This is a genomic window from Bacteroidota bacterium (assembly GCA_017303905.1).
In the GTDB taxonomy this organism is placed as follows: Bacteria; Bacteroidota; Bacteroidia; order B-17B0; family Aurantibacillaceae; genus JAHEYG01.
The window spans coordinates 50,502-63,900 of record JAFLBH010000003.1 but is presented as its reverse complement, the minus strand read 5'-3'; the positions used below and the strand labels follow the sequence as shown (position 1 = coordinate 63,900).

14 protein-coding genes are annotated in these 13,399 nt (G+C 38.3%); 4 read left to right on the top strand and 10 right to left on the bottom strand.

What is annotated here, in order from left to right; genetic code table 11:
- The first annotated feature begins 1 nt into the window (after position 1).
- Both J0L69_11045 and J0L69_11040 read left to right on the top strand, forming a co-directional pair.
- Positions 2-331 (top strand): hypothetical protein, encoded by a 330-nt coding sequence (locus J0L69_11045; GenBank protein ID MBN8693725.1) that lies wholly within the window; start codon positions 2-4, stop codon positions 329-331.
- 18 nt (positions 332-349) lie between these two features.
- Positions 350-4,987, top strand: coding sequence for a gliding motility-associated C-terminal domain-containing protein (locus tag J0L69_11040; GenBank protein ID MBN8693724.1), 4,638 nt, complete (start codon positions 350-352; stop codon positions 4,985-4,987).
- A 51-nt stretch (positions 4,988-5,038) separates the two neighbouring features.
- On the opposite strand, the gene J0L69_11035 is transcribed toward J0L69_11040, so the two are convergent.
- From J0L69_11035 to J0L69_11015, 5 genes are read right to left on the bottom strand one after another with little or no spacing between them, the layout of a single operon-like run.
- The gene (locus J0L69_11035) at positions 5,039-5,782 is read right to left on the bottom strand and encodes a glycosyltransferase (protein MBN8693723.1); all 744 of its coding nucleotides are present in this window, start codon (positions 5,780-5,782) and stop codon (positions 5,039-5,041) included.
- Positions 5,783-6,328 (bottom strand): HAD family hydrolase, encoded by a 546-nt coding sequence (locus J0L69_11030; GenBank protein MBN8693722.1) that lies wholly within the window; start codon positions 6,326-6,328, stop codon positions 5,783-5,785.
- Positions 6,303-7,028, bottom strand: coding sequence for a nucleotidyltransferase family protein (locus J0L69_11025; GenBank protein MBN8693721.1), 726 nt, complete (start codon positions 7,026-7,028; stop codon positions 6,303-6,305). The genes J0L69_11030 and J0L69_11025 overlap by 26 nt, the downstream gene beginning before the upstream one ends.
- A gap of 12 nt (positions 7,029-7,040) precedes the next feature.
- Positions 7,041-7,622, bottom strand: a complete 582-nt coding sequence (locus J0L69_11020) for a D-sedoheptulose 7-phosphate isomerase (protein ID MBN8693720.1) — start codon at positions 7,620-7,622, stop codon at positions 7,041-7,043.
- A gap of 33 nt (positions 7,623-7,655) precedes the next feature.
- Positions 7,656-8,600, bottom strand: a complete 945-nt coding sequence (locus J0L69_11015) for a PhoH family protein (protein ID MBN8693719.1) — start codon at positions 8,598-8,600, stop codon at positions 7,656-7,658.
- A gap of 98 nt (positions 8,601-8,698) precedes the next feature.
- On the opposite strand from J0L69_11015, the gene J0L69_11010 reads away from it, so the two are divergent.
- Together J0L69_11010 and J0L69_11005 are read left to right on the top strand one after the other, a co-directional pair.
- Entirely contained in the window at positions 8,699-9,517 is an 819-nt protein-coding gene (locus J0L69_11010; GenBank protein MBN8693718.1) for an SAM-dependent chlorinase/fluorinase, read from the top strand.
- The gene (locus J0L69_11005) at positions 9,510-9,800 is read left to right on the top strand and encodes an antibiotic biosynthesis monooxygenase (GenBank protein ID MBN8693717.1); all 291 of its coding nucleotides are present in this window, start codon (positions 9,510-9,512) and stop codon (positions 9,798-9,800) included. The genes J0L69_11010 and J0L69_11005 overlap by 8 nt, the downstream gene beginning before the upstream one ends.
- On the opposite strand, the gene J0L69_11000 is transcribed toward J0L69_11005, so the two are convergent.
- From J0L69_11000 to J0L69_10980, 5 genes are all read right to left on the bottom strand, one after another.
- On the bottom strand, positions 9,797-10,645 hold the full coding sequence (locus J0L69_11000) for a pirin family protein (GenBank protein MBN8693716.1): 849 nt from the start codon (positions 10,643-10,645) through the stop codon (positions 9,797-9,799). The two genes, J0L69_11005 and J0L69_11000, sit on opposite strands and share 4 nt — an antisense overlap.
- 55 nt (positions 10,646-10,700) lie before the next feature.
- Positions 10,701-11,234: a YceI family protein gene (locus J0L69_10995; protein ID MBN8693715.1), complete on the bottom strand. Its 534-nt coding sequence runs from the start codon at positions 11,232-11,234 to the stop codon at positions 10,701-10,703.
- A 31-nt stretch (positions 11,235-11,265) separates the two neighbouring features.
- The gene (locus J0L69_10990; protein MBN8693714.1) at positions 11,266-12,144 is read right to left on the bottom strand and encodes a pirin family protein; all 879 of its coding nucleotides are present in this window, start codon (positions 12,142-12,144) and stop codon (positions 11,266-11,268) included.
- 41 nt (positions 12,145-12,185) lie between these two features.
- On the bottom strand, positions 12,186-12,638 hold the full coding sequence (locus J0L69_10985) for a winged helix DNA-binding protein (GenBank protein MBN8693713.1): 453 nt from the start codon (positions 12,636-12,638) through the stop codon (positions 12,186-12,188).
- 86 nt (positions 12,639-12,724) lie between these two features.
- On the bottom strand, positions 12,725-13,375 hold the full coding sequence (locus J0L69_10980; GenBank protein MBN8693712.1) for an NAD(P)-binding domain-containing protein: 651 nt from the start codon (positions 13,373-13,375) through the stop codon (positions 12,725-12,727).
- Between the last annotated feature and the right edge of the window lie 24 nt (positions 13,376-13,399).

Here is a 13,399-nt window from a genome sequence, read left to right as displayed (position 1 = left end):
AATGAAAAGAGCCTTAATTCTTAGTTTTTCATTCTTCTCGTTTTTTTGCGCGAATGCACAAAACGAACGCGAGTTAAAAGAGCAGCATAATGCTCTTAAAGCAAATCAAATGGCAGTTAAATCCGAAGTGGTCGTTTCAAAATACGGCAATTTGGAGAAAGAGATTGTTGATGCTTTGATAAAGCGACAAATTCCGGCAGGTTTTCCTGAGTTTGATGAAAAAACGGAATCTGTTGAAGCATATAAAAACAGAATAAATGTTTGGTACAAAAGCAATCTCGATTTATTAAATCCTGAATTCAGAAAAAAAATAATAGAAAGTCAGAAATAATCATTAGAAAAATTTAACATGAAAAAATATTTTTACTTAAGTGTTTTGATGGTGGTTCTGAGTTTCAACTCAGTATTTTCACAGTGTGTTAACTTGTATACGGGCGCGTTAAATTTCACGATGTATAACAGTTCATTTGCTACAGTACCAAGCTTTAGCATGTCTTGTAATACAGGGCCGTATTATATTAGAGTGAATCAGCCAGGTGGGGGGAGTCCTACTAATCAATACAACACGCCATGTATTCGCTTCCGGGTTAATCCTACCAATGCTTTTTCTTCAACTGATAATTCAATTACATTATATGAAAATGGGAACCTGATTGGTTGTACCGGGCCTGTAGGAACCTGTACTGCCAATATTGGACCTATGCCTAATAATTCAAATTATCAGTTGTTTGCTTCTTATATGGATCCTACACTGAATCACCAATATGTGATTTGTAATGTGATTGCATGGACTCCAAATATGAACTATACTGTTTCCAGCTGTTATGATAATGCTGCTTTAGCAACCGGTGTCTGGACTACAAATACTTTAGGTTGTCAAACTGTAACCATTCCGGCTAATAGTCCTATTGGTACTGCATCTTTTGCAATTAGTCCTGCTATTGCAGGTGCTATTACTAACTTCGGCGATGGTTATGCAGCGATAACCCCTTCGGTTATGCCGGCGGGAACATATACTATAACATATACTTTCAATACACAAAATGCAGCATGTCCGATTATAACAGCAACACAAACTGTAGTTGTTGGTAATCCATATAATGCTGCCTGGACTACACCAACGGTTCAATGTACTGCATTTGGTTGTTTAAATTTAAATCCACAGGTTTCGGGTACGGCAGGCGGAACATTTAGTGGTACAGGTGTTAGTTCGAATCAGTTTTGTCCTGGTACTTCAGGAGCCGGAACATTTCCTGTAACTTACTCTGTAGGAATAAGTGCAACTTGTGGAGCATCACAAGTAAGAAATATTACTGTAAATACAACACCTACTGCAAATGCAGGCTCAACAAAAACTATTAATTGTGTTCAAACAACAACAATCATAAATGGAACAGGAGGAACAACATATACATGGACAGGTCCTGGCGCATTTTCTTCTAACTTACAAAACCCAACGGTTAGCAGCCCTGGTACATACAGTTTAACAGTTACCACCGCTTCTTGTATTTCAGCCGCATCAACTGTTGCTGTTATTCAAAATACTACTGCGCCGGCTGCGGCTGCAGCTACAAGCGGTTCTGTAACCTGTGCAACTACAACAATCAATTTAAATGGAAGTCCTGCCGGTATGACTTATACATGGACTGCTCCGGGTGGAAGCTCCATCTCTTCAGGTACTAACTCGCAAAATGCGGTTGGTAACGGAGTTGGTACTTATACGATTAGAGTTGTAGATACCAATAACGGTTGTTCCGCAACTGCAACTGTAGCAGCGAATATTAACACAGTTCAACCTTCATCTTCTGCAGGTACAACCGGTTCTGTTACTTGTGCGACAACAACCATTAACTTAACGTCTGCGCCTGCCGGTATGAATTATACCTGGACCGCACCCGCTGGAAGTTCTATTTCATCAGGTACAAACTCTCAGAATGCAGTAGGTAACGGAAGCGGTACATATACTGTAACAGTTCGTGATCCAATAAACGGATGTTCACGTACAGCAACTGTAACAGCAAACATTAATACAGTAACACCATCTCCAGTTTCAGCATCTACAACCGGAACTGTAACTTGCGCGTCAACAGCAATTAATTTAAGTTCTTCTCCGGCAGCGATGTCTTATAGCTGGACCGCACCATTAGGCTCATCTATCACCTCAGGAGCAACTTCACAAAACGCTACTGGATCGGGAGCAGGAACCTATTCTGTTACCATAACAAATCCAACTAACGGTTGCTCTACTGCTACAACAGTTGTTGCTAATTCAAATACAACAGCTCCAACCCCTTCAGTAACGAATAATCCTACCATTACTTGTACGAACACTTTGGTTACTTTAAATGGTAGCCCTGCTTCCGGTGTATTATATACTTGGACAGGTTCCGGAATTGTTGGCGCATCTAATCAGCAAACAGTAAACGTAAATCAGTCCGGAACTTATACATTATTAGTTCAGAGTACAGCGAACAGTTGTACTGCTTCAATTAGTACTTCTGTTTCAAACAATACAATTGCGCCAACAATTACGCCGGTGGCAACACAAACAATTACGTGTGCAAGCCCTTCGGTTACTTTAATTGGAAGTGCAAACCCATCATCTTGTACCGTTGTTTGGACAGGTGGAGTTTGTGCAGGTGCAAACTCTTATATCGCTACAGCCTGTGCGCCGGGTACATACACTTACATTGCTACTAACCCAGCGAATGGATGCCCTTCAACACCTCAGGTTGCAACAGTAGTGCCAAACAGCTCTATTCCTTCAGCGACAGTGGTAAATACAGGAACCATTACTTGTTCAACAACCACGGTTCAGGTAGTGGCAACTTCAACTTCTTCTCCTGTTACTTATAACTGGACAGGAACAGGAATAGTATCAGGTGCCACAACTCCTACAATTGTCGTAAATGCAGGTGGTACATATTCGCTTGTATTATTAAATACTTCAAACTCTTGTTCGGTTACAATTACAAATAGTGTTACTGCTGATAATGCAGCCGTAACTCCTACTACTACCGCATCTACAACAATCACCTGTTTAACCACAACAGCTAACATTAGTACAACAGCCGGTTCCGGTTCTTACACCTATAATTGGTCGGGCCCGGGTGTAGTTGGAACAAATACATTATCTTCTGCAACTGCAAGTTTAGGCGGATTGTATACAGTAACTGTTACGAATACATCAAATGGTTGTGTAGGTACCGGAACAGTTTCTGTAGCTACTAATACTGCAACCCCAACGGGTGTAGCTATTAACCCTTCCACTTTCACGCTGTCTTGTGCTACGCCAACCACTGTGCTTACAGCAACAGCAACCGGTGCTACCACTTACACATGGATTGCTCCTTCAGGAGGCTCTATTATTAGTGGAACAAATACGGCTAATGCCGGCATTTCCGGTTCAGGTACATATAGTGTAATTGTTGCAGGTTCTAACGGTTGTCCTTCCGCGGCAGCTGAAGCTACAGTTGTTCCGAACACGGACGCCCCTACATTTACATTAAGTAATTCTAGTCCAAGCATTACTTGTTTAAGCAGTAATCCAACAGTAAGTGTGGCGATTACTTCTACTGTACCAATTACTTCTTATTCTTGGACACCGGCTTCGGGTATTTCCGGATCTTCAACATCAAGCGTTGTTACATTTACTGCAGCAGGAACCTATACAGGTGTAATCACTGCTAATAACGGTTGTATTTCAAATGCGATTGTAAGTGTTTCAGATGCAACTCTTGCACCTTCAGTTGTAGCAGGAACAGGAACAGCTTCTGCAATTTCTTGTTTAAATCCTTCGGTAGTGATTGCCCCTACATTTAGTCCTTCTGCCGGATTAACTTATACTTGGACTGGTCCTGGTATAGTAGGTACTGCTAATGATGCAAGTGTTACAGTAAATCAAAATGGAAATTACAGCGTCACCGTAACCAATACCTTAACCGGATGTACGTCAACAGCAATTACGATTCCTGTAGTAGGAACATCAACCCCTCCAACATTAAGTGTTACATCAACATCTTCTATTGGAATTGGATGTACACCTTCTACTTCAACTATTGTATTAACTGCAAATGCTACACCAAGTACGGGCGTAACGTATAATTGGTCTACATCCGCTACTACTGAAACAATTTCAGTTACCGCTCCGGGTGTTTATACTGTAATAGTAACTGATGTTTCCACTTCTTGTTCTGTTGCGGTACAATACACCGTAGATAATAGTGTTGTAACGCCAACAATCAATACAGCTGCTTCGGTGGTTTTACCTTGTTCTTCAACTACAACAACTTTAACTTTAAATGCATCTGCTACACCTTCAACAGTGGTTTATGCATGGGGCGGACCAAGTATTATTTCCGGTTCAAATACGGCAACTCCGGTTATTGACCAGCCGGGTATTTATACTGTAACAGTTACCAATCCAACAACAGGTTGTACGGCAACAAGTACTGTTGCTGTTATTAACGGAGTTCCGACAGCGTCATTTACTGCTGACGTAACTCAGGGTATAAATCCATTAACGGTTAACTTTACAAATCAAAGTACCGGAGCCATCAATTATAACTGGAACTTCGGTCCGTTTGGTACTTCTACTTTAACAAATCCTACACAAGTGTTTAATGTTTGGGGAACTTATACCGTAACATTAATTGCTTCATCCGGTTCTTGCAGCGACACGGCAAGTATGGTGATTATTGTTGACGAAGGACTAAGTATCGAAATTCCGAATGTATTTACACCTAATAACGATGGCGTAAACGATGTGTTTACCATCAAATCTTCCGGAGTAAAAGAAATCTCATTACAAATCTTTAACCGTTGGGGTCAGAAGATGTATGAGTTCACCGGTGCAAAAGCAGCGTGGGATGGAATGATGGGTCCTGGTAACGAAGCTTCAGCTGGAACTTATTTCTACTTCGTAAAAGCTACAGGCTTTGATGATAAAGTGATTGAAAAGCAAGGATCCCTAAGCTTATTCAGATAGATATTTTTTGAGTTGTAATTAAGGCGAAGAAAAATCTTCGCCTTTTTTATTTTATAAAAACTGCGAAAGTTTCCTTAGCGGTTTGAAAAATAAAGTAAAGAAATAAGGTTTTATTCCGTTTACTTCCCATGCTTTACGGTCTTCGAGATTAGCGATAATACGGTTTTTTGTGCTTACGTTGCTTTGTCCGCCCATGCGCATTTTAACGATGAATTCAGGCAGGTATGAAGTTTTTATTTTGTGCTTGTAAAGCAGACGAAGCATCAGCTCATAATCGGCGGAAGTTTTAAAATCAAGATTAAAGGCTTTGTGTTTTTCGTAAACTTCTTTTTTTACAAAGAAGGTGGGGTGAGGAGGCATCCAGCCGAAAAGAAATGAATTTGATTTGAATTCTCCCGCTCTCCATTTGCGTATAATTTTGTCTGTGTTGTCTTTTGACACATAGAGCAAATCGCCATATAAAGCCTCACAATTATCTTTATTGAAACGTTCTGCAATTTTCTGAAGCACTTCATTGGACGTATAAAAATCATCCGAATGCAGAATGCCAACAACATCTCCGGAAGCCATACTAATTCCTTTGTTCAATGCGTCGTAGATGCCATGGTCTTTTTCAGAAATAAATTTCGCAATACGGTTTTTATATTTGTCAATAATGGAGAGTGTAGAATCTGTTGATTTCCCATCCACAATGATGTACTCTATGTTTTGATAGGTTTGGTTTATAACCGATAAAATTGTCTCTTCGAGCGTTGCCGCGCTGTTGTAGGTTACGGTTATAATGGAAATCTTCATTTATATTAAGGCATTATTAAATTCAGCTAATGAAGAAAACTGAAAATCTATTCTTGCATCGTTTGTTTTATCCTCGGAAATGAAAGCGGTTTTCATGCCGGCATTTCTACCAAATTCCATATCACTTAAACTATCACCAACGATGATGGATTTCGTAAAATCAATACTCGGAAAATCGTTTTTAGCTGCTAATGCCATACCAATTCCGGGTTTGCGTGTTGGATGATTTTCTGAATTCAAATAAGGCGAAAAATAAACTTTATCAATGCGTCCGCCTAAATATTCAATTTCATAAATCATGTTTTTATGAATGAGTTCCAGATCTTCGGTACGATATAAACCTTTTCCAATGCCTTGCTGATTGGTTACAACAACGATAGTTCCGAAGCGAGTGTTTAATGATTTTAAAGCGTCGATGACTCCCTCCAGAAACTCAAATTCTATCCAATGTTTTACGTAATCGTTCTCAAGTTTTTTATTAATCACTCCATCACGATCTAAAAACAAGGTCCAGCTTTTATCAATATTTAAGTTCTTTAAAGTCATGTTGTGCTTTTGCGTAATCTTCCGGAATGCCAATATCAATGAAGTAATTATTATAAATACAGCCGAAGATGTTTAACTCTTGTAATTTGGTTTCGAAGAAATCTTTTTCGATGGAAAAGTTCTTATTGGCGGGCGTTTTTTGCAGGTAAGTACTTTTATTCAATAAATAAACCCCACCGTTTATGGTGCCTTTTCCCGGAGAATTATTTTTTTCTTTAAACGAGATTATTTTTCTTCCCCTGTTACCTTCGCCGGGTGATAACTCGATGGTTCCATAACGAGAAGCATTTTCAACTTCACGTAATGCCAATGTGCAATCGGCATTGAAAGTTATGTGATGATTGGAGAAGGAGTGAAGATCAATGTCAAAAAATGAATCGCCGTTTAAAACAAGTACAGTGTTATTGTTGCATAACTCTATCGCTTTTCTGATTCCTCCTCCTGTACCTAAAGGTTCTGATTCAATACTGTAGTCAATTTGCAGACCGTTATATTCCGATTTGTAGTACGCGGTGATTTTTTCGTGTAAGTAACCTACCGATAAAATCACTCTAGTAACGCCGTATTTTTTTAAATAATTTAATTGATAATTTAAGAAGGGTTGGTTATTTACTGCAGCCATAGGTTTTGGCAAATCACTGACTACGCTTTGTAAGCGTGTTCCAAACCCGCCGGCTAATATGATGGCTTCTTTTACCAAATGATTGTTTGATTATTTTTTCGGAAACAATTCCATTTCTACTAATTCACAAATTGTATGTCCGAGTAGCATATGGCATTCCTGAATGCGCGGCGTATCTTTTGAAGGAATGTTTACCAGATATTTACATAAATCTTTCATTTTCCCTCCGGTTTCTCCTGTAAAGCCAACTGTCACCATTCCTATTTCATTGGCAACTTGTAAAGCTTTCACCACATTTCCTGAGTTACCGCTGGTAGATAAACCAATTAAAACATCTCCTTTACGGCCCATGGCTTTTACTAAACGCGCGTAAATTTCATCGTAGCTGTAATCGTTGGCAACAGCCGTTGTATAACTTGTATTAACGTGTAAAGCTTCCGAAAATAAAGGCGGACGGTCATAATAAAATCTACCACTTAATTCAGCTGCTAAGTGTTGTGCATCCGCGGCACTGCCTCCGTTACCGCACCATAATACTTTTCCATCGCGTTTATAAGCCGAAACAGAATCCTTCACAATATTTTCAATGGCAGTTAAAATAGCATCATTGGAAAGTAATGAAGTTTTTAAATCAACCGATGTCTTTATTTTAGATTGTATGAAATCTTTCATGTATTGGAATTAGATTATAAAAGTATTCATTTTTTATTTATTACCCTCATAACTTTGAATGATAGCGCTTACCAAGCGGTGACGAATCACATCGCGGTTGTCTAATTCAATAAAATCAATTCCTTCCACTTTTTTCAAATAACGAATGGCCTGAATTAATCCGGAAGGTTGTTTACTCGGTAAATCTATTTGCGTGGCATCACCAGTAATAATGAATTTAGCGTTGTTCCCCATACGGGTCAAAAACATTTTCATTTGACTTTCGGTGGTGTTTTGCGCTTCATCTAAAATGACAAACGCGTTATCTAAAGTTCTACCGCGCATAAAGGCTAAAGGTGCAATTTGAATCACACGGTTCTCGATGTACTGATTGAGTTTATCTCCAGGTACCATATCCGACAATGCATCATATAATGGCTGCATGTAAGGATCGAGTTTTTCTTTTAAATCGCCCGGTAAAAAGCCAAGATTTTCTCCGGCCTCAACTGCAGGACGGGTCAAGATAATCCGTTTAACTTCTTTGTTTTTTAGGGCACGTACTGCTAAGGCTACAGCAGTATATGTTTTACCGGTACCAGCAGGACCAATTGCAAATATCATGTCGTTTTTAGCAATGGAGGCTACCATTTTGCGCTGGTTTTCGGTTTTGGCTTTTACAACCAGACCATTATTCCCAAACAAAATCAAATCGTTTTGTAAATCCTGACTTTCGATGATGTTATCTCCGGTTGGCCCTAAAAGACGGTCAATCACCGTATCGGTCAGTAATCCTGTTTTATGGTAGTGATCGATTAAGAGATTCAATTTCTTTTCGAAATTCTGAATTTCATTCTCTTCGCCCAGCACTTTTACGCTATAACCGCGCGCAATGATTTTGAGTTTAGGAAAATGTTTTTTGATGATGTTTAACTTAACGTCGTTAACCCCATATATCTCAACCGGTTCAATGCTCTCCAGTACAATAATCTTCTCTGTCAAAGTATAAAAATTAGAATGTTTATAAAGCTGTTAATCAAACATCAATTTTATAAAAAACACACGGTAAATAATTAGCTATTTTTGAACAATTACCCTCTATGCCTATAGTAACTTTAACCACCGATTTAGGCTATCGCGACCCCTATCTGGCGATAGTGAAGGCAGGTTTACTTCAAAAAGTAAGGGAGGTTAAGATTATCGATTTAAGTTGCGACATCAAAGACAATAATATTTCGGATGCGGCTTTTATCCTGAAAAACTCAATTGACTATTTTCCGGAGGGTACTATTCACTTAGTGGGAGTAAAATTTATTACAGGCGGTAAAACATTAGGCGCGCAACAAAACATTGATAATACCCGGTATTTGGTAACGCAATACAAAAAGCAATTTGTGGTTTGTCCGGATAACGGTTTAATCACATTACTTGATGAGGGTTTTTCAGAAAAAGTGTATCAAGTGTATTTTGAAAATCCATCGCAACATAATTTTTTTTTAAAGAATGTATTTATTGATGTAGCAGCCCAGATTGGTGAAGGAAAAAAATTAGAGGAGATTGGGGTTGAAACATCTGATTATTACAAAGCATTTCAATTTTCAAGTTTTTCCAACCCTGATAACATGAAGGGTAAATCAATTTATATTGATGACTTTGGGAATATTATTTTAAACATCACGAAAGAACAATTTTACAAAGCGTTAGGCAAGCGAAAGTTTAGAATTGTTTTACCCGGTACTACCATCAATAAAATCTCTGAAACGTATGATGATGTGAAAGTGGGGGATGCCCTTGTTTTGTTTAATGGCTTTGGCTATTTGGAAATTGCCATGAATGGTAAGTCGGCCTACAAAATGCTTTATCCGCGCGATGTTGGGCGTCAGTTTGATTTTAATTTAACCATAGAGTTTAATGATTAAGCGCATTGTGAAAATGAGTTTTCAGCCGGAGAAGGTAGAAGACTTTAAAACCATATTTAAAGAAAACTGGCAGCGTATTGCAGGATTTGAGGGCTGTAGTCACGTTGAATTATTGCAAGATCAATTACACCCGAATGTATTTTTTACTTACAGTATTTGGGATAAAGAATCTTCTCTTGAAAAATACCGCGAATCTGATTTATTTAACTCCGTTTGGTCGCGCACCAAAATTTTATTTAACGATAAACCACAAGCGTGGACCGTTAATCAACTGCAATTTTAATCCTCAATCAAAACACCCATTTTCCCCATTCGGTAATCGCGGTAAGCTTCCATAATTTGAATTTCCGTGTTCATCACAAACGGACCTTGCGTTACGATTTTTTCTCCAATAGGCTCTCCACTCATTAATAAAAAGCGGGTAGCTTCAATGGCATTTATTTCAATGCCATCACCATCATTATGAAAAGCAATGAAGTTTTTTCCGGGAATTTCTTTTCCTTCCATGTCAATGGCGCCATCCAATAAGTACAAGAAAGCATTATGTGATGGCGGGAGTTGAATTTTTATTTTTCCTCCGGCTTGCGCATGAATAGTAGCCGAATTAATGGGCGTTAAAGTTGGAATTGGTCCTTTTACTTCATTCAATACTCCTGTAATAACATTTACCGTTATTTTTCCGTCTTCAGAAGTGTATGAAGGTGTTTCCTCCTTTGTTAAGGGATGATAGTACGGTTGATCGTTTTTGTTTTTGGCAGGAGAATTAATCCACATTTGAATTAACTCTTGCTCTAATGATTGCGGACGCTCACTGTGAATGATGCCCATTCCTGCGTGCATCCACTGTGTTCCGCCGGCACTAACGGTTTTGTTATTGCCGCGACTGTCACGATGGTTTAAGCTTCCTGTAAAAAGAAAAGTAACCGGAGCGAATCCTTTATGCGGGTGCGGACCAACACCTGTTTTATTTAGCGGTATGTTTTCATCATGAATCATGTGTCCGTGATGCAACAACACAAACGGATCAAGATAATCCAGTTCAGGAGAGGGCAGAGGCTGACGAACTTTTAAATCGCCCATGTTATACATACGGGCCGGAATTATTTTATGAATGCTTCTTGTTTTCATGATGAAATGTTTTTGAAACACTGCGAAGGTTTTTTTCCTCCGCAGTGTTATTGAATTATTGAACTTTTGCCATTTGGATTTCGGAATGGATTTTTAATTCCTCTCCAACCAAAACACCGCCTGCTTCTAAAGCTGCATTCCAGTTTAACCCGAAATCTTTACGGTTAATTTTACCATCAATGGTAAAACCGGCTTTGGTATTTCCATAAGGATCTTTACCAATTCCACCAAAGTTTACATTTAACGAAACAGGTTTTGTTACATCCTTAATGGTTAAGTTACCATTTAATTTATATTCTTCGTCACTTTTCTTTTCCATGGATGTGCCTTCGAATTTAAGCTGCGGGAATTTTTCAGCGTCAAAAAAATCGGCCGAACGTAAATGTCCGTCACGTTGTTCGTTGTTAGTGTCGATCGACGAAGTTTCTGCTGTAAAATTGATTTTTCCTTTGGTGAAATCATGACCTTCGGTAGTTGCATCCACATTAAATTTATTGAAGCTGCCACTTACGTTGGCAATCATCATGTGTTTAACTTTAAAGTTAATTTCGCTGTGCATTGGGTCTAAAGCCCATTTTGTTGTTTCCATTTCGTATTGTTTTTATTAGTTAATTATTTATTTATTTAATCATTGGTACATCCATTACTAATATTTCCGTATTGTCGGAATGAGAAGTAATTTCAATTTTGTCGGAATTCCAAATACCGAAGCCATCGCGTTTGTTTAATAATTGTCCGTTTATACTGGCTTCACCGTTGATGATGAAAAAGTAGGCGCCATTATTTTTTTGTTTGATGGCGTAATTCGTTTGTTTGTCTTTGTCAAATTTTCCCAAGAAAAACCATGCATCCTGATGAATCCATACGCCTTCATCATCTGTATTAGGCGAAAGTATTTGTTGGAATTTATTGTGTCGGTCATTAACGTTTAAGGTAATTTGATCATAGCGTGGCGTAACGTTTTTCTTATTCGGGAAAACCCAAATTTGAAGAAACTTCACTTCTGAATCTTTGTTTTTATTGTATTCGCTGTGTGTAATACCTGTGCCGGCACTCATCACCTGAATGTCACCGTGCTTAATAATTTGGGTGTTACCCATGCTGTCTTTGTGTTCTAAATCTCCCTCCAGAGGAATGGAAATGATTTCCATGTTATCGTGCGGATGTGTTCCGAAGCCCATTCCCGGAGCAACGGTATCATCATTTAAAACACGTAACACACCAAAGTGCATACGATCGGGATTGTAATAACCTGCGAAACTAAATGTGTGGTGTGAGTTAAGCCATCCGTGATTAGCGTGACCACGTGTATCGGCTTTGTGTAAGATTGTATTTGACATGATTTCCGGTTTTGTGTTAGGTATATGATTAAATCCAATTATATTCAGAGGCTCAAGCTCATCGTTGTTGTTCTCAAATAATTTCGCGAGAGCAGAGGAGGAGGCCGCTGTAAAAGCTGCGCCCAGTAATCCTTTTTTTATAAAATCTTCTCTTTTCATAGTTTTAGATATTTGTTGCAACAAATGTTAGGGTAAAAAAATTAATCGCGTAATTTATCCAATAGGTTGCTGAGTGTTTCAGCTTCTTTTTCACTCAGAAATTTTTTCATATTCAGATATTGTTTGCGCATGGGTTCGTTTATTTCCTTTAAAAATTTAACACCTTTATCAGTTAGATTGATGTCAATTTTCCGGCGGTTTTCTTCGCAAAGTGAACGTTTCAATAAATCCATCTTCACTAATTTATCTACCAAACGAGTTACATCATTTCCTTTATCCAGCATTACCTCTTTAATATCGCCGGGAGAAACAGATTTAGGATGTTTACCATTTACGATTCGAAGTACATTGTAATGTTGTGGCAATATATCGTGCTTTTTGAATAGTTCGGTTTGTTGATCGCGTAACCAGTTGGCAGTATAAATAATATTAATCACAGCTTTCTGAAACGGACTTTCAAACTTACTTTGCTTTATGGCTTGTTCAATTTTCATACCACAAATATAGTGATAACAATATTTGTTACAACAAATAAAAAGTGTTAAATTGGATAATTTATTGAAAATAAATGATTTAAATTTTACTTTTTAAGGAGTTTAAAGGCATGTGTCCAGCGATTTTCAAGGAAACCGGGTATGCACCAAAGGATACAGAGTGGTTCAATAGCACGGGCTGCTTCGGCTTTCCCCATATCTTCTGTTTCCCAACCAAATTTATCGAGAATGGTTTTCACTTCATTTTTCGCGGTTTCATTGTTACCGCAAATGAACATACTTGGTTTTATTCCTCCGAAATCAGGATTAACCATAAAGGCGCTTCCTACCGAATTAAAGGCTTTTACAAAATTTGCACCGGGATAGGCAGTTTGTAAAATTTCTAACAGTGATGATTTTAAATCTGTGAAAAATTGAATAACACCGTTTACCGGAGGCGCGGCATCTATTGGGTTGGTTGCGTCAATAATAGTTTTTCCATTCACGTTTTCGACACCAATCATAGTTAACACATCTTTGGCAACACTTCCTTTTACAGCTAAAACAATTATATCTCCGAATTGCGCTGTGTCTTTAAAACTTCCTGTTTTTCCGTTTGAATTTTTCTGTTGCCATTCAGCTAATTTGCTAACATCTCTGCTGCCAACCATTACTTCATAACCATGTTTAAGAAAACCTGTTGCCAATACTTTTGCTACAGCACCTGAACCTAATATCCCAATTTTTTTCATGTTGATTTATTTAAATCAAACATAACATAA